Origin of the sequence: Halospina sp. K52047b (genome assembly GCF_008709855.1) — a bacterium.
GTDB lineage: Bacteria > Pseudomonadota > Gammaproteobacteria > Pseudomonadales > Oleiphilaceae > Halospina > Halospina utahensis_B.
Genome location: NZ_VYJH01000001.1, coordinates 268663 through 286921 on the forward strand (window position 1 = coordinate 268663; position 18259 = coordinate 286921).

The 18259-nt window shown below is 62.4% G+C and carries 19 protein-coding genes; 13 read left to right on the forward strand and 6 right to left on the reverse strand.

The annotated features are described in order from the left end of the window. The first annotated feature begins 31 nt into the window (after positions 1-31). Together F3089_RS01310 and F3089_RS01315 are read left to right on the forward strand one after the other, a co-directional pair. Positions 32-433: a PaaI family thioesterase gene (locus F3089_RS01310; protein WP_225741651.1), complete on the forward strand. Its 402-nt coding sequence runs from the start codon at positions 32-34 to the stop codon at positions 431-433. After that, positions 430-648, forward strand: a complete 219-nt coding sequence (locus tag F3089_RS01315) for a DUF3565 domain-containing protein (RefSeq protein ID WP_151439054.1) — start codon at positions 430-432, stop codon at positions 646-648. The genes F3089_RS01310 and F3089_RS01315 overlap by 4 nt, the downstream gene beginning before the upstream one ends. 8 nt (positions 649-656) lie before the next feature. Here the strand turns inward: F3089_RS01315 and F3089_RS01320 are convergent, their stop codons facing one another. Beyond that, the gene (locus tag F3089_RS01320) at positions 657-1151 is read right to left on the reverse strand and encodes an Lrp/AsnC family transcriptional regulator (protein WP_151439055.1); all 495 of its coding nucleotides are present in this window, start codon (positions 1149-1151) and stop codon (positions 657-659) included. A 462-nt stretch (positions 1152-1613) separates the two neighbouring features. Here F3089_RS01320 and F3089_RS01325 point away from each other — a divergent pair, with 462 nt between their 5' ends. Beyond that, positions 1614-3290, forward strand: a complete 1677-nt coding sequence (locus F3089_RS01325; RefSeq protein ID WP_151439056.1) for a 2-isopropylmalate synthase — start codon at positions 1614-1616, stop codon at positions 3288-3290. A gap of 92 nt (positions 3291-3382) precedes the next feature. Here F3089_RS01325 and lipA read toward each other — a convergent pair whose 3' ends face one another. Further along, positions 3383-4423 carry a lipoyl synthase gene (lipA, locus tag F3089_RS01330; RefSeq protein ID WP_151439057.1) on the reverse strand — a complete coding sequence of 347 codons (1041 nt, stop codon included), beginning with the start codon at positions 4421-4423 and terminating at the stop codon, positions 3383-3385. 386 nt (positions 4424-4809) lie between these two features. Between lipA and cysQ the strand changes: the two genes are divergently transcribed. The 4 genes from cysQ (at position 4810) to F3089_RS01350 (ending at position 7860) form a co-directional block, all read left to right on the forward strand. Further along, complete coding sequence (gene cysQ / locus F3089_RS01335; protein ID WP_151439058.1) at positions 4810-5577, forward strand: 3'(2'),5'-bisphosphate nucleotidase CysQ; 768 nt, start codon at positions 4810-4812, stop codon at positions 5575-5577. Positions 5578-5673: 96 nt separating this feature from the next. Continuing rightward, complete coding sequence (locus F3089_RS01340) at positions 5674-7059, forward strand: sodium-dependent transporter (RefSeq protein WP_151439059.1); 1386 nt, start codon at positions 5674-5676, stop codon at positions 7057-7059. Between the two features lie 4 nt (positions 7060-7063). After that, positions 7064-7330, forward strand: a complete 267-nt coding sequence (locus tag F3089_RS01345) for a Smr/MutS family protein (protein WP_151439060.1) — start codon at positions 7064-7066, stop codon at positions 7328-7330. After that, complete coding sequence (locus tag F3089_RS01350; RefSeq protein ID WP_151439061.1) at positions 7327-7860, forward strand: DUF192 domain-containing protein; 534 nt, start codon at positions 7327-7329, stop codon at positions 7858-7860. Before F3089_RS01345 ends, F3089_RS01350 begins: the two co-directional genes overlap by 4 nt. Here F3089_RS01350 and F3089_RS01355 read toward each other — a convergent pair. Beyond that, positions 7854-8585, reverse strand: coding sequence for a DsbA family protein (locus F3089_RS01355; protein WP_151439062.1), 732 nt, complete (start codon positions 8583-8585; stop codon positions 7854-7856). The two genes, F3089_RS01350 and F3089_RS01355, sit on opposite strands and share 7 nt — an antisense overlap. 97 nt (positions 8586-8682) lie before the next feature. Here F3089_RS01355 and F3089_RS01360 point away from each other — a divergent pair, with 97 nt between their 5' ends. Together F3089_RS01360 and F3089_RS01365 are read left to right on the forward strand one after the other, a co-directional pair. After that, complete coding sequence (locus F3089_RS01360; RefSeq protein ID WP_151439063.1) at positions 8683-9075, forward strand: thiol-disulfide oxidoreductase DCC family protein; 393 nt, start codon at positions 8683-8685, stop codon at positions 9073-9075. Positions 9076-9077: 2 nt separating this feature from the next. Continuing rightward, entirely contained in the window at positions 9078-9323 is a 246-nt protein-coding gene (locus F3089_RS01365; RefSeq protein WP_095617435.1) for a ClpX C4-type zinc finger protein, read from the forward strand. Between the two features lie 56 nt (positions 9324-9379). Here F3089_RS01365 and F3089_RS01370 read toward each other — a convergent pair whose 3' ends face one another. The 3 genes from F3089_RS01370 to xseA all read right to left on the reverse strand — a co-directional run bounded on the left by F3089_RS01370 (position 9380) and on the right by xseA (position 13527). Beyond that, a complete protein-coding gene (locus F3089_RS01370) occupies positions 9380-11461 on the reverse strand; it encodes a DUF8754 domain-containing protein (protein WP_151439064.1) in 2082 nt (693 codons plus the stop codon). A 296-nt stretch (positions 11462-11757) separates the two neighbouring features. Further along, complete coding sequence (locus F3089_RS01375; RefSeq protein WP_077530880.1) at positions 11758-11967, reverse strand: cold-shock protein; 210 nt, start codon at positions 11965-11967, stop codon at positions 11758-11760. A gap of 192 nt (positions 11968-12159) precedes the next feature. Further along, positions 12160-13527: an exodeoxyribonuclease VII large subunit gene (xseA, locus tag F3089_RS01380; RefSeq protein WP_151439065.1), complete on the reverse strand. Its 1368-nt coding sequence runs from the start codon at positions 13525-13527 to the stop codon at positions 12160-12162. A 148-nt stretch (positions 13528-13675) separates the two neighbouring features. On the opposite strand from xseA, the gene guaB reads away from it, so the two are divergent. From guaB to galE, 4 genes are read left to right on the forward strand one after another with little or no spacing between them, the layout of a single operon-like run. Further along, entirely contained in the window at positions 13676-15139 is a 1464-nt protein-coding gene (guaB, locus tag F3089_RS01385; RefSeq protein WP_151439066.1) for an IMP dehydrogenase, read from the forward strand. Positions 15140-15162: 23 nt separating this feature from the next. Then, positions 15163-16740 (forward strand): glutamine-hydrolyzing GMP synthase, encoded by a 1578-nt coding sequence (guaA, locus tag F3089_RS01390; protein WP_151439067.1) that lies wholly within the window; start codon positions 15163-15165, stop codon positions 16738-16740. Positions 16741-16752: 12 nt separating this feature from the next. Continuing rightward, the gene (gene tadA / locus F3089_RS01395) at positions 16753-17256 is read left to right on the forward strand and encodes a tRNA adenosine(34) deaminase TadA (protein ID WP_151439068.1); all 504 of its coding nucleotides are present in this window, start codon (positions 16753-16755) and stop codon (positions 17254-17256) included. Next, the gene (galE, locus tag F3089_RS01400; protein ID WP_151439069.1) at positions 17253-18257 is read left to right on the forward strand and encodes a UDP-glucose 4-epimerase GalE; all 1005 of its coding nucleotides are present in this window, start codon (positions 17253-17255) and stop codon (positions 18255-18257) included. The genes tadA and galE overlap by 4 nt, the downstream gene beginning before the upstream one ends. Positions 18258-18259 lie beyond the last annotated feature (2 nt).

Here is an 18259-nt window from a genome sequence, read left to right on the forward strand (position 1 = left end):
GCAGTAATCGGGAGGCAGAGACAGCATGAAGTTGAGTGCCGAGGAAGTGCAGCAGTTGATCCGGGACGGCGTGCCGATGGCCGAGGATATTGATTTCCGCGTGGAAATCATTGAGTACCACGCGGCCACTGCCCGTGTGCCCTTCAGCGAGCGTATGGTGCGCCCGGGCGGCACGCTCTCCGGCCCGGTACAGATGGCGCTGGCGGATGCCACCATGTATGCGGCGGTCCTGGGGGCGCTCGGAGAAGTGCAGATGGCGGTCACCAGCAACCTGAACATCAACTTCCTGCGCAAGCCGGGTCGCTGCGATCTGATCGCCCGTGGTCAGGTTCTGAAACTGGGCAGCCGCAACGCCTTCTGCGAGGTGCAGCTGTTCTCCGAGGGCAGTGATGAACTGGTGGCTCATGTCAGCGGGACCTATTCCCTGCCATGAGACAGCCGATCACGGGTTATCACCGGGATGAGGAGGGGCACTGGGTGGCGCAGCTGGCCTGTGGTCACAATCAGCACGTACGCCATGACCCGCCATTCATCAACCGCCCCTGGGTGGTCACCACCGAGGGGCGTGATTCAATGCTCGGCACGGCGCTCGCGTGCAAGAAATGTGATGAGGGGGCGCCGCCGGATGAGCAGCCACTGCAAACCTGAGCCCGCCTTCAGAGGTACTTCAGCGGCAGCTCCGTGTTGTCGATCACACGCCGCATCACGAAGCTGGAGTGCACGCCGCTGACGCCGGTGATGCGAGTAATCTTGTTGAGCAGGAACTGCTGGTAGTGCTCCATGTCCGGCACCACCACCTTGAGGATGTAGTCCGCCTGCTGTCCGGTGATCAGGTAGAGTTCCTGGACTTCCGGGTAGGTGGCGACCTGGTCCTCGAATTCCTGGAAGCGTTCCGGGGTATGGCGGTCCATGCCGATCTGCAGGATGACCGTCAGTGAAAGGCCGAGCTTGCGCCGTTCCAGCAGGGTCTTGCGGCCCAGGATGATGCCGGCCTCCTCCAGTGCCTTCACGCGGCGTGAGCATGGGGAGGGGGATAGGCCAACGCGCTCTGCCAGCTGCTGGTTGGTGAGGCCGCCGTCTTTTTGCAGGTATTCCAGGATCTGGCGATCAATGCGGTCGATCCGGACCAGTTCCGAGTCTGTTTTTGCCATGGAATAACGCCGTTTTTCGTGGGTTAGCTATTATTTGCCAATTTATGGATTGATAGTAGCATAATATTGCTTAAAAGTCGGAAATAACCACAAATTCGCAAACACATTGCTCGGTATTTTGGTTACCTTGGACATGTCCCCGGGAGGTGAGCCGGCGTTACCGCGCCGGGCCAGGCTTCCGGAAAGACGGCCCCGCACCAGGGGCCGTCGGTGGCGGTCCGCGACGCCACCCTGGACCGGGTGCCAAAAGCATCCGAAAGCGGAGCAGACGGTGTGATCCACCCTCCGCAGCGCAGGCGCGGCGGCAGGGCAGGCCCCGGGGCTTGCCCCACGCTTGTGCCGCTGGTGTTTCGACCACAGTATTGATGATAGACAGAGGCATCCGGGAAGCCGCGTGGACGGGTTCCCCGATGCCTTGATCCGATTTCAGGCACAGCAGGCAACGCAGAGAAGGAGCAGATCATGGCTTTTGACCATCGCAGGTACCGGCCCTTCAAGCCGCTCAACAAGTCCGATCGGCGCTGGCCGGATAAGGTCATCGAGAAGGCGCCGACTTATTCCGCGGTGGATCTGCGCGATGGCAATCAGGCACTGGTCAAGCCCATGAACATTGCGCAGAAGCAGCGCCTGTTCGACCTGTTGGTGAAGCTAGGCTACAAGCAGATCGAGATCGGCTTCCCGGCCGCCAGTCAGCCCGACTTTGATTTCTGCCGCAAGCTGATCAGTGAGGATCGCATCCCCGAAGACGTCAGTATCCAGATCCTGACCCAGGCGCGGCCCGACCTGATCAAGCGCTCCTTTGAGGCGCTGGACGGCGTACACAGTGCGATCGTTCACGTCTACAACTCCACCTCCACTGCCCAGCGTGAGCAGGTGTTCGAGATGGATATGGAAGGCGTGAAGCAGATCGCGGTGGACGGTGCGAAGGAAGTCCAGCGCCATGCGAAGAACTATCCCGATACGGAGTGGATCTTCCAGTATTCCCCGGAAAGCTTCTCCGCGACCGAGGTGGATTACGCCGTAGAGGTGGTGGATGCGGTTAATGACGTCTGGCGCCCGGACCGGGGCCAGCAGGTGATCATCAACCTGCCGGCCACGGTGGAGATGGCCACGCCCAACGTGTTCGCGGATCAGATCGAGTGGTTCTGTGACCACGTGAGGTATCGCGATCACTTCAGCCTGAGCGTCCACACCCATAACGACCGTGGCTGTGCTATTGCGGCGGCGGAGCTGGCGGTCATGGCCGGCGCCGACCGGGTCGAGGGCACGCTGCTGGGCAATGGCGAGCGTACCGGCAACATGGATCTGGTGGCCTTCGGCATGAACCTGTACTCCCAGGGCATTGATCCGGAAGTGGATCTTTCCGGTATGGCCGAAATCGTGGACGTGGTTGAGGCCTGCACCGAGATCGCCACACACCCGCGCCATCCCTGGGCGGGCGAGCTGGTGTTCACGGCCTTTTCCGGCAGCCATCAGGACGCCATCCGCAAGTGCATGGCCAAGCACGGCGAGAACGACATCTGGAACGTGGCCTACCTGCCCATCGATCCCAAGGACATCGGCCGGCGCTACGAGGAAGTGGTGCGCATCAACAGCCAGTCCGGGAAGGGCGGCGTGGCCATGGTGCTGGAGCGCGACTACGGCATCAGCCTGCCGCGCTGGCTGCAGATCGAGTTCGCCAAGGTGGTCCAGAAGGAGGCGGAGATCACCGGTGGCGAAGTGGATTCATCCACCATCCACAAGCTGTTCGAGCGGGACTACCTGCAGGTACCCAAGGGCTGGACACTGCATACCTACGACCTGCACCGCACGGATGATGGCGTCCAGGCGTCGGTCGTGGTGGGCAATGGCGAGCGTACTGAACTCAAGGGTGGCGGCCAGGGCGCGGTTGAGGCCGTGGTGGATGCACTGCAGCACCGCCATGGCGTGAAGGTAGCCGTGGAGGCCTACGATGAGTTCGCGCTGGGCGAGGGCACCAGTGCCAATGCGCTTGCCTGCATCCGGATCCAGGTGAACGGCGAAGTCTACAGCGCGGCGGCGCTGGCCGAGGACACGACGTCAGCAACGCTCCAGGCGCTGCTGTCGTCTGTTGCGCGGTGTGTGAACGCCACGGCGGTGGATACCGCAGCCGTCCTGTAACGCAGGAGCGAGCTTGCTCGCGATTGGCCCCCCCAGGGGCCTTACTGAAACGAATATCGCGCGCGAAGCGCGCTCCTACAAGCGAAAGACCCTCAGCCGACGGTCTTGACCGGAATGATATTCGGATCCGGCTCCGCGCCCGGGACCTCCGGTGCCTCTGACAGCCCCAGGTTGTTCTGTTCGAACACCCGGTCCGCCCGGTAGCTGGAGCGGACCATGGGGCCGGAGGGCACTTCCAGGAAGCCCTTCTCAAGGCCCTTCTCGCGATACCACTCGAACTCCTCCGGAGTCACCCAGCGTTCCACGGGCAGGTGGTTCTTTGTGGGCTGGAGGTACTGGCCGAAGGTAACGATATCCACGCCGATGGCGCGCAGATCGTCCATGGTTTCCAGGATCTCTTCCTCGGTCTCGCCCAGGCCCAGCATCAGGCTGGTCTTGGTGATGACCTTCGGGTTGTGCTTCTTGGCATGCTCGAGCACGTCCAGTGTCTTCTTATAACCGGCGCGCGGGTCACGGACGCGCTCAGTCAGCCGCTCCACGGTTTCCACGTTCTGCGCGAAGACTTCCAGTCCGGAGTCCACAACGGTCTCAACGTGCTCGTTGATGTTGTCGAAGTCCGGGGTCAGGGCTTCCACGGCCACGTGCGGGGTGCGGCGCTTGATGGCGCGCACGCAGTCGGCGTAGTGGCCGGCGCCGAAGTCGTCCAGGTCGTCCCGGTCGACGGAGGTGAGCACGATGTAGCGCAGGCCCATCATTTCCACGGAGTGCGCTGTGTTCTCGGGTTCGTCCTGATCCAGCCAGCCCTTGGGGTTGCCGGTGTCGACGGCGCAGAAGCGGCAGGCCCGGGTACACACAGAGCCCATGACCATGATGGTGGCGGTGCCGTTGTTCCAGCATTCGCCCATGTTGGGACAGTGTGATTCCTCGCAGACGGTGCTGAGGCGGTGCTCGTGGACGTTGCGCTTGACCTGCTCGAAGCGCTCGCCGCCGGGCATACGCGCACGCAGCCAGGAGGGCTTGCGGGTGCGTTCGACTTCCTGGGCGCGGGAGGCTTTCTGGCCGTCCTTGATGGCGGCGATGCCGTGTTCGCTGCGGAACTTTTCGCCGCTGCGGGGTTTCTGGCGATCACTCATTGCGGTGTTCGGTCCCCTGGTCAGGTACCAGCCTGTAAAGGTGGCTGCCTGGAAAGGGTCCGGCAGCCTCTGCCGGGAATCGCCACGAGTACTTTTCAGTTGCGCAGTCCTGCTTCACTGAAAAGTCCTGGGTTTACATCCTTGTAAACCCGTTTGCGCTTAATCGCGCAAACCCATGTAGGCTGCTCTTCCGCCATCCATGGCTCCAGAGCTTTCCGTCAGAGGCTGCCGGACCCTTTCCGATCCAGCGCGGATCAGGCCGGTACGGTTAACGATTGGCCAACCATTATAACGGATCTGCCGCCAAAAATCGTGGGTGACTGGACTCAGCCCGGCGCTGGCGCCACAATTCCGCCCATTAAAGCCACCCGTTACGGATTGTCTGCATGGATTACGACGCGCTTGTTCCCGAGGTTCTGGCCATTGCGGCGGATGCTGGTGAGAAGATCATGGCGTTCTATCGCCAGGACTATGAGGTGACGCAGAAGCAGGACGACAGTCCGCTGACGGAGGCTGACATGGCCTCGCATCACCGGATTGTCGAGGGGTTGCGATCGCTGGAGCCGAAGCTGCCGATCCTGTCCGAAGAGGAAGAGGTGGCCTGGGAGCAGCGCCGTGACTGGGACCGGTTCTGGCTGGTGGACCCGATCGACGGCACCAAGGATTTCATCAAGCAGAGCGGTGAGTTCACGGTGAACATTGCGCTGATCGAGAACGGGGTTCCCGTGTTGGGTGTGGTGACGGTGCCGGCCCTGGGTATTGAGTACTGGGGGACGCGGTCCAGCGGGGCATTCCGCCGCAAGGATGGCGAGACGGTGCGCCTTCAGGTGGCTGAGCCGCCGGATGAGAAGCGGGTGGTGGCGAGCAAGAACCATATGAACCCGGAGACGGAGGCGTTCATTGAGAGTCTGGGGCCGCATTGTCTGGTGCAGGCAGGGTCGTCGCTGAAGTTCTGCCGGATTGCCGAGGGCGAGGCGGATATCTACCCGCGGGTGGGGCCGACCTGTGAATGGGATACCGGTGCCGCCCAGGCGGTGCTGGAGGCGGCCGGTGGTTGCGTCCTGACCTTTGAGGGGGAGCCGCTGCTCTATGGCAAGGAAAGTGTGTACAACCCGCATTTTGTGGCGGCAGGGCCCTGGTTTACGCCGGTCTGAGCCGCCTCAGTATTGATCCGGTGATTAATAGCGGCTAGGGTTTCGCGGTTACACAAAGGTTTCAGAAACAACAGAAGAAGCGGGAAGGGCTCAACCATGAATGAGAAGCGAAGCTCGGTCCACGGTGAGTGGTCCAGTGGTCTGATTTTCATCCTTGCTGCCACCGGTTCCGCCGTGGGCCTGGGCAATCTGTGGCGTTTCCCTTATCTGGTGGGCGAAAACGGCGGGTCCGCCTTCGTCATACTGTATCTCGCCTGCATCCTGCTGGTTGGCCTGCCGATCATCATCGGTGAGGTCACCATTGGTCGCAAGGGCCGGCGCAGCCCCATCAACAGCCTGCGGCTGATTGCCCGGGAGGAAGGGCTCAACCAGAAATGGGCCCTGGTCGGCTGGATGGGCGTGATCGCCGGTTTCCTGATCCTGTCTTTTTATAGCGTCGTTGGGGGTTGGTCGCTCTATTACGGTTATGAGGCCCTGATCGGTGGTTTTGCCGGCATGACCTCGGATTCCGCCGAAGGGATGTTCAATGGGCTTGTAAGCAGCCCTTCCGCCGTACTTGGGTGGCACACGCTCTTTATGCTGATTGTGTTCGGCATCGTGGCTTCAGGCGTCAAGAAGGGCCTGCAGCGGGCGGTGACGCTGCTGATGCCCCTGCTCTTTATCCTGCTGGTGGGGCTGGTGGTCTACGGCGTGACCACGGAAGGCTTTGGTGATGCCATGACCTTCCTTGCCACACCGGATTTCAGTGCTCTGGACGGAGACACCGTGCTGGCGGCCCTGGGGCAGGCGTTCTTCACGCTGAGCCTGGGTATGGGCGCGATCATGGTCTACGGGGCCTATCTGCCGCAGGAGAACTCCATTCCGGTCAGCACTGGATGGATCGTGGGCATGGATACCCTGACGGCGCTTCTGGCCGGCTTCGCGATCTTTCCGATCGTATTCACGGTTGGCCTTGAGCCAGGCGAGGGCCCGGGGCTGGTGTTCCAGACCCTGCCGATCGTCTTCGGTGAGATCACCTTCGGTGCGCTGCTTGGTGTTGTCTTCTTCGCGCTGTTGTCGGTGGCGGCGATCACCTCCGGCATGTCGTTGCTTGAGCCCGCTGTTGCCTACCTCTCCGAATCCTTCGGCGGAGGCCGGGTCAAGGCGGCGGCCATCATCTCCGCCCTGATCTGGTTGCTTGGCGCTGCCTGCGGCCTTTCCATGAATGCCTGGTCCGGCTTCCATCTGCTGCCGGGCATGACCATCTTCAATACCATCGAGTTCATCTCCAGCAATATCCTGCTGCCGCTGGGCGGGCTCTTTGTAGCGCTGTTTGTGGGATGGAAGATGCGCACCACGACAGTGGCCGCGGAACTCGATACCCACAACCACCACAACCTCTTCCTCCTGTGGTTGTGGGTGACCCGCATTGTTGCGCCCGCGGCGGTGCTGTTCATCTTCCTTAACGCCACTGGTCTGCTTTCCGTCATCACCGGGGAGTGATGCCATGGCCAAGCTGACGCTCGATCTGCATCCCATTTTCAATAAAGGGGATCGGATCGAGCAGGCGCTGGAGGACATCATCGACGAGGCGGAGCGCAAGCGCGTTCCGACCGTCGAGATCATCCCCGGCAAGGGCAGTGGTCAGCTCAAGAAGCGCGTCCTGCGCTTCCTGGATCGCAAGGACATCAAGCAGCGTTACCATCGCCTGGACAAGGACAGGGATAATCACGGACGTCTGTTCGTGTATTTCCGTTTCAGGGGGAAACGATGACGGTGCGCGTGCTGGTGCCCATTGTCATGGCCTTGATTGCTGGCTGCGGCAGCGTTACCGGGGAGGCCCCTGGAGGCTCCATTACCCTCTGCCTGCCTGCTGATGAGCGCCTGATTCCGTTGGAGGCGGAACTTGCCGTTACGCCCTCCGCCCGGCAGAAGGGTTTGAGTGGGCGGAAAGCGCTGTCGCGGCGTGCCGGTATGCTGTTTGTCTATCCCCGCCAGCAGGGGCCGGACAACAGCTTCTGGATGCACCGGACACGCATTCCACTGACCATCCTGTTCCTGGACGGCCAGGGCGTGGTGCGTTCCGTGCAGGATATGGCTCCGTGTCTGGAGGCGTCCGGTTCCGGGTGTCCCAGCTATCCGGCAGGGGTGGATCACTGGATGGCGTTGGAGGTGAACCAGGGGCTGCCGGCGGCGCTGGGCATCAGCGAAGGCGACAGCATCCGGCTTTCACGCGCCGGTGGCAGGGCGACCTGTGATAACGCCGGGAAACTGACGCCTGCGAGCCTGCCGGAGGCTCACTGAGCGGCGTTCAGCTCGCGCTCTATAACGGCTTCCAGCTGGGCCCAGTTGGCGCGCCTCAGGGGGATATTGTCCACCATCACCGTAGGGGTGCTGGTGACTCTCAGGTCCCGTGCCAGGTTGCGGCTCTCCCGGATTTCACGCTCAACCCGATCCAGCCCCATACAGCGTTCGAAAGCCCGCCTTTCCAACCCGAGAGACGCGGCGTAGTCGCTGAACAGGCGCTGCGGATTGTCCGCGCTGCTCCAGTCATTCTGGCGCTCGAACAGACGGTCGTGCATCGGCTTCCAGGCATCCTGGTCCTCGGCGCAGCGCGCCGCTTTGGCCGCTGGAACGGCATTCTGGTGCTGACGCAGAGGCAGGTCGAAGAATACAAAGCGGACCTTGCCGGGCTCCACGTACTCCTCCATCAGCCGGTCATGGTTGGCCGCGAAGTCAGCGCAGGCCGGGCACTGGTAATCCGCGAATTCGCGCACGACCACTGGCGCGTCGGGATCACCGATGCGCACACCGAGGCGGTCCCGTTCGGCCGGGAACGGTGGCTGGTCTTCGGCTGTGGGCAGCGCGGTGGGCCCGGAAAGCGAGGGACTGGTCAGCCAGAACACGCCACCGATCACGGCGAGCAGGGCCGCGGCGAACAGGCTGCCACCAATCAGGCGCTGGCGGCGGCGTTTGCGGCTCAGCGGGCTGGGTTTTCCGGTCTTCTGGCGGTGCTTTGCTTCTCCCATGATGGGCTTCCCCGTTCCCTGTTCGTTATGATGGTTGAAAGTTCCCAGAGAGTAGCGCTGTCCCTCTGGGCTGACAACACCATGGCGGGAGGTCATCATGGGCGGCCAGAAGCGCCGGTTAGTGGTTTACTACGATGGCTCCTGCCCGGCCTGTATCCGGGACCGGCAGGTCTATGAACGCCTGGCCGGAAAAGCGGGCCGGAGTGTGGTCTGGTTCGACATCACTGGCCAGGAGGCATCCCTGCGTGAACGGGGGATCGATCCGGATCAGGCCCTGCAGGAGCTCCATGTCGAGGATGCGGATGGGCGCATCCACAGCGAGATGGCAGCCTATATCCTGCTGATGGGGCGGGTTCCGGTTCTGAAGCCATTGGCCTGGCTGCTGTCTCTGGGGCCGATCAAGCGCCTTGTGTCGGCGCTCTATCACCGCTGGGTCCAGCGCCGGCTGGCGCGTGAGGGCCGTCTGCCAACATCCAACCGGGAACCGTAACCATGAGTGATGATGACCAGGAGCTGGACCGCGAGATTGAATCGCTCGCGAGCCAGCTCGATGACGACAAGATGGATGCCATTGCGCGCCGGCTGGGGTTGCGGGATGACGAACAGGTTCACCGGACGCAGGCGGATGGGCAGTGCTCATTCTGCGGGCGCCCTCAGGCCGAAGTCGGCGCCATGGTGAGCAATGGCGCCGGGGCCCGTATCTGTGGTGAGTGCCTGGCGAGCTTCCGCTCCTCCTGAACCGGCCATAAAAAAACCGCGGCCGGAGCCGCGGTTTTCTTCTGAAAGGGCCGTTGTCAGGAGGCTGCCGCCTTCTTCTTCCCGCCCTTGCTGCCGGACTCGGCCGGCTTGATGCCGCGTTTCTCCATGGCAAGGGTGCGTACCCGGTCGAAATCCTCGTCCGTGTACACGCCGTTGACCCCGGAGATGGAGGCCAGTTTCATGCCGTGCTTGAGCCCCAGCTTGTAGATCTCGCGGACCTTTTCCCACTCGATCTCGCGACCCACGGTAAAGGTCTCGTAGCGCCCTTCGAGCGCCAGAACAATGGTTTCCGCCAGGCAGGCATAGGCCACTTTGGGCGGCAGACCAATGTTCTTCATCTTCACATCGCCAGGCAACTCGACCTCACCGGACTCGATCACCAGCACGTCCGGGCGCTTGGCCACGTCCTCCGGCGGGATATCCAGTGGCCGTGCCACGTCGGTGATCACGCAGCCCGGCTTAACCTCCATAATATCGAGGATGCGCTTGCCAGCCCCCGATGTAGAGGTCACGATCATGTCCATGTCCCGCAGGTACTTGTTGGGGTTGGACGTGACGTGGATCTTGGCCTCTGGTGTCTCCTTCATGATGGATTCCTTGAGCGCCAGAAGCCGGGCGGACTCGCGGGCCACGATGTAGACCTCGTCCACGGCCTTCGCCAGCAGGCGCGCGCAGACCGCACCGATGGAGCCGGTGGCGCCAACGACCATGGCCTTCGCCTTGGCCTTGTTGTTCTCGCCAATCTCCACCAGCCCCAGCTTCTTGAGCGCTTCGTGTGCGGCCCAGAGGGCCCCGGAGGCGCTGTAGCTGTTGCCGGTGGTGATCGGCAGTGGTGAGCGCTTGGAGACCGTAAGGCCAGCATCGCCGACGACCTTGGTGAAGGCTCCGAGACCCATGATCTGGGCGCCCAGGCGCTTGGCCAGCCGCGCCGCTGCCAGCAGGCGTCGGTAGGTGAATTCCGGACTGTGCGCCATGATCTCCTTGGGCGTGCCCCCCACGGTGATCAGCCAGCCCTCGGCCTCTGCGCCGGTGGGGGATTTGATCCCCGTCACCCGTGAATAGACGAAGGGTGGTGAGTAGGCCATCACCTTTTCCACCGTGTTCATGAAGGCCTTGGGCGCGTAGTTTGCCACCGTGTCCAGCGGTTTGGCGTTGCGGAAATACTGCTGTGACAGTGGGTGGATCACGAAGGCGAAGCGGCTGATGCGCTTGTACCCGGAGGGATACAGAATGCGCGGCTCAATGCCCTCATTGGTAATGATTTCCAGGTAGTCGTCATGGGTGATCTCGGCCGGCGAACGCTCGAGCGCGGCCAGGATCATCGCCTCGACAACGTTCACGCCCACGGTCTCATTGAAGATCTGGGGGGTGTAGTCGATGACGACGTTGACGCCACGATCCCCCAGCTCCTTGAGGCGTTCATCGGAGACGGAGGCGGTAAGCACGGTCTTGCCGGCAAGCTCTTCCAGGCCCATGGCCTCCAGCTCGTTGTAGCGGGCCGCGATGACGTCGGCGTTCTGGGCACCCTTGCGCAGCACGTAGTCAGTCACATTCTTGGCAACCGGCAGCCGGCCAACGGTGTCGCCGATGTGCCATGACTGGATGGGGCCGGTGCCGGCGGCGTAACTCTCAAGCTGGCTCAGTGAGGTGAGCATCTTGGGTACGCCGAGCTGGGTCACCGGGTCGGCGAAGAACAGGTTCTCGGTGTATTCGCTGAATACACGGGCCGGGCGGTAGTTGGCCTGACCGTTCAGGAACAGCACCTTGGCGTTATTGAAGCATTCCTCCAGCTCCAGCTGGGTGTGGCGCACGGCCCAGTCCTGGAGGATGCTGCGCAGCGTTGCCCCGGTGGTTACGGGTACTGACTGAACGGCCTCCTGCAGCCGTTTGGTGTCTTCGTGAGTAATGGTATGGGTGCCGACCTGGTAATGGTCCTGCACCATGCCCAGCCCGACCACGTCGGCTTTCGGCTCCCACTCACGAATGGCGGTTTCGGCGCGATCGACGCTGCCATCGGTGCCGATCCGGATGACGCGTATGGTCTGACCAAGAAACTCGGTCTCAAGGTCATAATCGAGCCTGGCGGGCCCCAGGCTGATACTGACAACCGTCTTCATGGACTTCTCCCCTTGGTATTCCCGTTCAACAGCATGGTCCAGAACCTGTTTCCCTTCAAAGGAACCTTCAGGCTGCTGAACTCCGTTCTGATAGCCGGCGGATTCTGTGGTTGGCGTTATACGCCGGCGGACGGGATTGTGATTATGATTATGAATGCAATCGTCTCAGGCTATTTGGTCGATTGTCGGGCAGAGTATAACAGGGGGAGGAAAGGGGTCGGTACAGGGTGGAATATGATTTTTACAACAAAAAAAAGCCCGGCTCAATGAGCCGGGCTTTTCGACCTGCGGTCGCTTTACACGGCGGTTACGTTTTCCGCCTGCGGACCTTTCGGGCCCTGCGTAATAGCGAACTGGACTTCCTGCCCCTCGGTCAGCGTCCGGAAACCGGTTCCGTTGATCGCACTGTAATGTACGAATACGTCAGAGCCGTTTTCGCGAGCAATGAAACCGAAGCCTTTTGCTTCGTTGAACCACTTGACGCGACCAGTATTGAGATCAGACATGATGCACTTTCCTTAAAAAACACGATTTTCTTTCACACCCACCGTATTGTGGATGCTTTGAGCTGGGACGCTTGAAGGCCTTTCGGTGAGGAACGAACGAGGAGTCCTGATGCAGGTCGTCGTAATGCTTTCACTTACAAGAGCCGCTTAACGTGTGCAGCAAATGCAGTATCCGTGCTGTGGGGAGTCACGTCAAGCGTTTTCATCACCTGTATTCACGTTCTCGACACGGCAGTCCAGAGTACCCTCTCCGAGCCGCACGTGAACTGCGTCTCCGGGGGCGCGCTGTACGGCGTTTCTCAGGATTCTGCCGCTGTCGTCCTCGGCAATGGCGTAACCCCGGTTGAGGGTGGCGAGCGGACTGACCAGATCAAGCTGCGCGCTCAGGCTGCGTATACGGTCGTGGTCGCGTTCCAGGCGGCCACGCACGGCCCGTTCAAGGCGTTCGCGGTTTTCGGAGACGCGTTCGCGGGCCAGACGCAGACGGTGTTCCGGGCGCACGGCCGCCAGGCGCCGCCAGTACTGGTGCAGCTGCTGCTGGAGCTGGCTGAGATGGCGGCGGGTCTGCTGGTGCAGTCGGGCCTCGAGTTCATCCAGCCGCTGGGCCTGCTCCTGGAGCTGCTGGCGGGGGTGGCGCAGCCGCTGGTGCAGCTCGCCGAGCCGGTCTCTGCGCTGTTGGACAAGTTGGCGGGCGCCGAGGATCAATCGCTCCTCGAGTCCGCTCAGCCGGTCCAGGAATTCCTGCCGGTTGGGTGAGATGGCTTCGGCAGCTGCGGATGGGGTGGGGGCGCGCTGGTCTGCCACCAGGTCAGCGATGGTGATATCCACTTCGTGGCCAACCGCGCTGATGATGGGGATGCGGCTGCGGAAGATGGCCCGAGCCACCGCCTCCTCGTTGAAACACCAGAGGTCCTCGAGTGAGCCGCCGCCCCTGCCCACGATCAGGGCATCACAGCGGCCGTGTCGATGGGCGCGCTCGATGGCGGCGACAATGCCGGCGGTGGCATCGGCGCCCTGTACCGGTGTCGGGTAGAGGGTGATCGCAAGCCCCGGGAAGCGGCGGTTCAGTACCGTGAGGATGTCCCTGATGGCGGCCCCGGTCCCGGACGTGACAAGGCCCAGGTGTTGTGGCGGAACCGGCACCGGTTGCTTGTGCTCCATGGCAAACAGGCCTTCGCGCTCCAGGCGGGCCTTGAGCTCCTCGAAGGCCCGTTGCAGGGCGCCTCTGCCGGCCGGCTCGATGGCCTCCACAATCAGCTGGAAATCACCCCGGGCTTCGTAGAGGCTGACTTTCGCCCGGATCAGAACCTGTTCGCCGTCCGCCGGGGCCTGTTTCAGGAGCCGGTTGCGGTTGCGGAACATGGCGCAGCGGATCTGTGAGCGCTCATCCTTGAGCGTGAAGTACCAGTGTCCGGATGCCGGGCGGCTCAGGCCGGAGATTTCGCCCTCCACCTGAACCTCCATGAAACTGGTCTCCAGAAGGCCCTTAACCTGGCGTGTGAGCTGGCTGACGGTAAGGGCGCCGGAGGCGCCCGCGGCGGGGGTTTCGTCTTTACGCATTCAGTCGTCGCAACGTATAATATTCGTTTACTGAAACCGGCGCCACAGGCGCCCTGAAGGGGTTTTCCGAAGTGTGTCTGCCGAGGTGTGCGCAGCACCGGAGTGAACCAGAGAGAATCCCGGAAGGCAAGTTGATAAGGCGGACCCAATGCTGCGAATCGCGGAAGAAGCGCTTACCTTCGACGATGTACTCCTCGTCCCCGGCTATTCCGATGTCATGCCGAATGAGGTGGATCTGCGAACGCCCCTGACCCGGGGGATCCGGCTCAATGTGCCGCTGGTCTCGGCGGCCATGGATACGGTGACCGAAGCGGATCTGGCCATTGCCATGGCGCAGGTCGGTGGCATCGGCATGATCCACAAGAACATGACCATTGAGCAGCAGGCCGCCGCTGTCCGCAAGGTGAAGAAATACGAAAGCGGTGTCGTCAAGGACCCGGTGACCGTGTCACCGAGCACCACGGTGCGCGAGCTGGTTCAGATCACCTCGGCCAACCGGATCTCCGGACTTCCGGTCGTGGATGGCCGCGACCTGGTGGGCATTGTTACAGGCCGCGATATCCGGTTTGAAAGCGGCATGGATACACCGGTCTCGGAGATCATGACCCCGCGCGAGAAGCTGGTGACCGTGCGCGAGGGCGAGGACGTCCAGAACATCAAGGATCTGCTGCACCGCCACCGCATTGAGAAGGTTCTGGTGGTCAACGATGACTTTGAACTGCGCGGTCTGATCACCGTCAAGGATATCCAGAAATCCGAGGATTACCCGGACGCCTGCAAGGACGCCCAGGGGCATCTACGCGTGGGAGCGGCCGTCAGCACCGGCGGTGACACTGAGGCGCGGCTGGATGCGCTGGTCGAGGCAGGCGTGGATGTGGTTGTCGTGGACACCGCACACGGTCATTCCCAGGGCGTGATCAATCGCGTCCGCTGGGTCAAGGAGCGCTACCCGGATCTGCAGGTAATCGGCGGCAACATCGCTACCGCAGAGGCGGCCATTGCGCTGGCGGATGCCGGGGTGGATGGCGTTAAGGTCGGTATCGGCCCGGGGTCCATCTGCACCACCCGCATCGTCGCGGGCATCGGGGTGCCCCAGATCAGTGCCGTCTCCAATGTGGCCGAAGCGCTGCGTGACCGGGATGTCCCCGTAGTCGCCGACGGTGGCATCCGTTTCTCAGGGGACATCGCCAAGGCCATTGCGGCAGGGGCTCATACCGTCATGGCGGGCAGTCTTTTGGCGGGTACCGATGAGGCACCGGGCGAAGTGGAGCTTTATCAGGGGCGCACCTACAAAGCGTACCGCGGCATGGGATCGTTGGGCGCCATGGGGCAGGGCTCCAGTGACCGCTATTTCCAGGACGCAGCCGAAGGCATCGACAAGCTGGTGCCGGAAGGCATCGAAGGCCGTGTCGACTGCAAGGGCCCGATGAAGTCGATCGTTCACCAGCTCATGGGTGGGCTGAAAGCGGCGATGGGGTACACCGGCTGTGGGGATATCCAGGAGATGCGCACCAAGCCCCAGTTCTCGCGCATTACCAATGCTGGCGTCCGGGAAAGCCACGTCCATGACGTGACCATCACCAAGGAAGCACCCAACTACCGCATCAGCTGAGTCCGCCACAACCAGAGGCCCGCATGACCCGGAACATCCATGATCACCGCATACTGATCCTTGATTTTGGTTCCCAGTACACTCAGCTGATTGCCCGCCGGGTCAGAGAGATCGGCGTCTACTGTGAGATCCGGCCCTTTGATGCCACCCCGGAGGAGGTGCGTGAGTACGCGCCGAGCGGGATCATCCTGGCCGGAGGACCTGAGTCCGTCACCGAGATGGGCAGCCCCCGGGCACCCGCCGGGCTGTTTGAGCTGGGCGTGCCGGTCCTGGGCATCTGCTATGGCATGCAGACGATGGCCGAGGAGCTGGGTGGGCGTGTTGCCGGCTCTGACAAGCGGGAGTTCGGGTATGCCCAGGTCCGCGTGACAGCGGAGAGCGATCTTCTGCATGGCATCTCCGATCACGTAACGGATGCTGGTGAACGCCTCCTGGATGTCTGGATGAGTCATGGTGACCAGGTTGTCGAGACACCAGAGGGCTTCGAGGTCCTGGCAGCGACCGACAGTGCGCCTGTGGCCGCGATGCAGAACCCGTCGCACCGGCTCTACGGCGTGCAGTTCCATCCGGAAGTGACCCACACGCTCCAGGGGCAGCGCATTCTCTCCCAATTCGTGCTGGACATCTGCGGCTGCGAGGCGCTCTGGACGCCGGCCGAGATTGTTGAGGACGCCATCCAGCAGATCCGCGATAAGGTTGGCAGCGATAAGGTCCTGCTCGGCCTTTCGGGCGGCGTGGATTCCTCCGTGACGGCGGCGCTGCTGCACCGGGCCATCGGTGACCAGCTGACCTGCGTGTTCGTCGACAATGGCCTGCTGCGGCTCAACGAGGGCAAGCAGGTGATGGATATGTTCGCCCGCAACATGGGCGTCAACGTCATCCACCACAATGCCGAGGATCGCTTCCTGTCCCGTCTCGAGGGTGTTCAGGATCCGGAAGAGAAACGGCGCCTCATCGGCAATACCTTCATCGAGGTCTTTGACGAGGAGGCGGCGACCATCACCGATGTGGATTGGCTGGCCCAGGGCACCATCTACCCGGATGTGGTTGAGTCCGCCCAGTCCCGCAGCGGCAAGGCCACCGTCATCAAGTCCCACCACAATGTGGGCGGGTTGCCCGAGACCATGAAGCTCAAGCTGGTGGAACCCCTGCGCGAGCTGTTCAAGGACGAGGTGCGGAAGATCGGGCTGGAGCTGGGGCTGCCCTATGACATGGTCTACCGGCATCCGTTCCCGGGGCCGGGGCTGGGCGTCCGGATTCTGGGCGAGGTGAGGAAGAATTACGCGGATATGCTGCGCGAGGCGGACGCGATCTTCCTTGAGGAACTGCACCGCTATGACTGGTACCACCACACCAGTCAGGCCTTTGCTGTTTTCCTGCCGGTCAAGTCCGTTGGCGTGGTGGGCGATGCCCGCCGTTATGAATACGTGATCGCCCTGCGCGCTGTGGAGACGCTGGATTTCATGACCGCCCGCTGGGCGCATCTGCCCTATGAGCTGCTCGAGACGGTCTCGAGCCGGATCATCAACGAGATTCCGGGCATCTCCCGGGTCACCTACGATGTATCCTCCAAGCCACCGGCGACCATTGAGTGGGAATAACCGGGTCCATCCATGACCACCGAAGGGGCTGATGAAGCCTGGATGGCCCGCGCGCTGGCGCTCGCGGAACAGGCGGAAGCGCGGGATGAGGTGCCCGTGGGGGCAGTGATCGTTCTCGACGGGGAGGTTGTGGGCGAGGGGTTCAACCAGCCCATTTCCGGCCATGACCCGACTGCGCACGCGGAGGTTCGGGCGCTCAGGGATGCCGCGCAGCGGATTGGTAATTACCGGCTGACCGATGCCACCCTCTATGTGACCCTTGAACCCTGTACCATGTGTGCGGGTGCGCTGGTGCACGCCCGTATTGGAACCCTGGTTTTCGGCGCCCGTGAACCCAAGGCCGGTGCCATCCGTTCCCGGGCCCGAATGCTGGAAGCGGAGCATCTGAACTGGCAGGTTGGGGTCCGCGAGGGCATCCGGGAACCGGAGTGTCGCGACCAGCTTACGGCCTTCTTTGCCCGCCGCCGGGCTGAGAAGAAAAAACGCCGGGATGATTCAGAAGGAGAGGATGAGTGACAGACAGGGTGTTGGTGACCGGCGGTGCCGGCTACATCGGAAGCCATGTGGTACGCCAGCTGGGTGAAGCGGGTTACGACGTGGTGGTGTTCGACAACCTCTCAACCGGCCATGAATGGGCCGTTACGCACGGGAAACTCGTGGTGGGTGACCTGGCGGACCCGGAGGCCCTGGAGGCGCTGTTTGCGGCCAACGAGTTCGCCGCCGTGCTGCATTTTGCGGCCCACATCATTGTGCCCGAGTCGGTCTCGGACCCGCTCAAGTACTACCGCAACAATACCCGTAACACGCTGAACCTGCTGGGGGCGATGAGCCGCCATGGCGTGAACCGCATCGTCTTCTCGTCCACCGCGGCCGTCTATGGCATGCCGGATCAGCAGGTTCTGACCGAGGACCTGCCATTGGCGCCGATTAACCCCTATGGCGCCTCCAAGATGATGAGCGAGCGCATGATCATGGATCTGGCGAGCGCCAGTGATCTGGACTATGTGATCCTGCGCTACTTCAACGTCGCCGGGGCGGATCCCCAGACCCGCCTCGGCCAGGCTACGCCGGAAGCCACGCACCTGATCAAGGTGGCCTGTGAATGCGCAACAGGCGCGCGGGATGGCATGCAGATCTTCGGAACGGATTACGGCACGCGGGACGGTACCTGCGTCCGGGACTACATCCATGTCGAGGACCTGGCCAGTGCCCACGTGCGGGCCCTGGAGCATATGCAGCAGGGGAACGGCTCCGAGATCCTCAACTGCGGTTATGGGCGGGGGTTCACCGTGCGTGAGGTCATTGATGTGGTAAAACGTCTCTCCGGCGCCGACTTCCCTGTGACGGAGGCGGAGCGCCGTGCCGGTGATCCGGAGGCGCTGATGGCGGATAACCAGAGGATCCGCCGGCGCCTTGACTGGGCGCCGGCCTACGACGACCTGGACACCATCGTGCAGACCGCGCTTGACTGGGAACGCCACTGGCAGGCGCGCCAGAACAACCCAACGGATCAGTAAGG

Excerpts from the sequence above, each read along its gene's own strand:
- F3089_RS01315 (WP_151439054.1), top strand. The coding sequence starts at position 430 with ATGAGACAGCCGATCACGGGTTATCACCGGGATGAGGAGGGGCACTGG.
- F3089_RS01320 (WP_151439055.1), bottom strand. The coding sequence starts at position 1,151 with ATGGCAAAAACAGACTCGGAACTGGTCCGGATCGACCGCATTGATCGC.
- F3089_RS01325 (WP_151439056.1), top strand. The coding sequence starts at position 1,614 with ATGGCTTTTGACCATCGCAGGTACCGGCCCTTCAAGCCGCTCAACAAG.
- lipA (WP_151439057.1), bottom strand. The coding sequence starts at position 4,423 with ATGAGTGATCGCCAGAAACCCCGCAGCGGCGAAAAGTTCCGCAGCGAA.
- cysQ (WP_151439058.1), top strand. The coding sequence starts at position 4,810 with ATGGATTACGACGCGCTTGTTCCCGAGGTTCTGGCCATTGCGGCGGAT.
- F3089_RS01340 (WP_151439059.1), top strand. The coding sequence starts at position 5,674 with ATGAATGAGAAGCGAAGCTCGGTCCACGGTGAGTGGTCCAGTGGTCTG.
- F3089_RS01345 (WP_151439060.1), top strand. The coding sequence starts at position 7,064 with ATGGCCAAGCTGACGCTCGATCTGCATCCCATTTTCAATAAAGGGGAT.
- F3089_RS01350 (WP_151439061.1), top strand. The coding sequence starts at position 7,327 with ATGACGGTGCGCGTGCTGGTGCCCATTGTCATGGCCTTGATTGCTGGC.
- F3089_RS01355 (WP_151439062.1), bottom strand. The coding sequence starts at position 8,585 with ATGGGAGAAGCAAAGCACCGCCAGAAGACCGGAAAACCCAGCCCGCTG.
- F3089_RS01360 (WP_151439063.1), top strand. The coding sequence starts at position 8,683 with ATGGGCGGCCAGAAGCGCCGGTTAGTGGTTTACTACGATGGCTCCTGC.
- F3089_RS01365 (WP_095617435.1), top strand. The coding sequence starts at position 9,078 with ATGAGTGATGATGACCAGGAGCTGGACCGCGAGATTGAATCGCTCGCG.
- F3089_RS01370 (WP_151439064.1), bottom strand. The coding sequence starts at position 11,461 with ATGAAGACGGTTGTCAGTATCAGCCTGGGGCCCGCCAGGCTCGATTAT.
- F3089_RS01375 (WP_077530880.1), bottom strand. The coding sequence starts at position 11,967 with ATGTCTGATCTCAATACTGGTCGCGTCAAGTGGTTCAACGAAGCAAAA.
- xseA (WP_151439065.1), bottom strand. The coding sequence starts at position 13,527 with ATGCGTAAAGACGAAACCCCCGCCGCGGGCGCCTCCGGCGCCCTTACC.
- guaB (WP_151439066.1), top strand. The coding sequence starts at position 13,676 with ATGCTGCGAATCGCGGAAGAAGCGCTTACCTTCGACGATGTACTCCTC.
- guaA (WP_151439067.1), top strand. The coding sequence starts at position 15,163 with ATGACCCGGAACATCCATGATCACCGCATACTGATCCTTGATTTTGGT.
- tadA (WP_151439068.1), top strand. The coding sequence starts at position 16,753 with ATGACCACCGAAGGGGCTGATGAAGCCTGGATGGCCCGCGCGCTGGCG.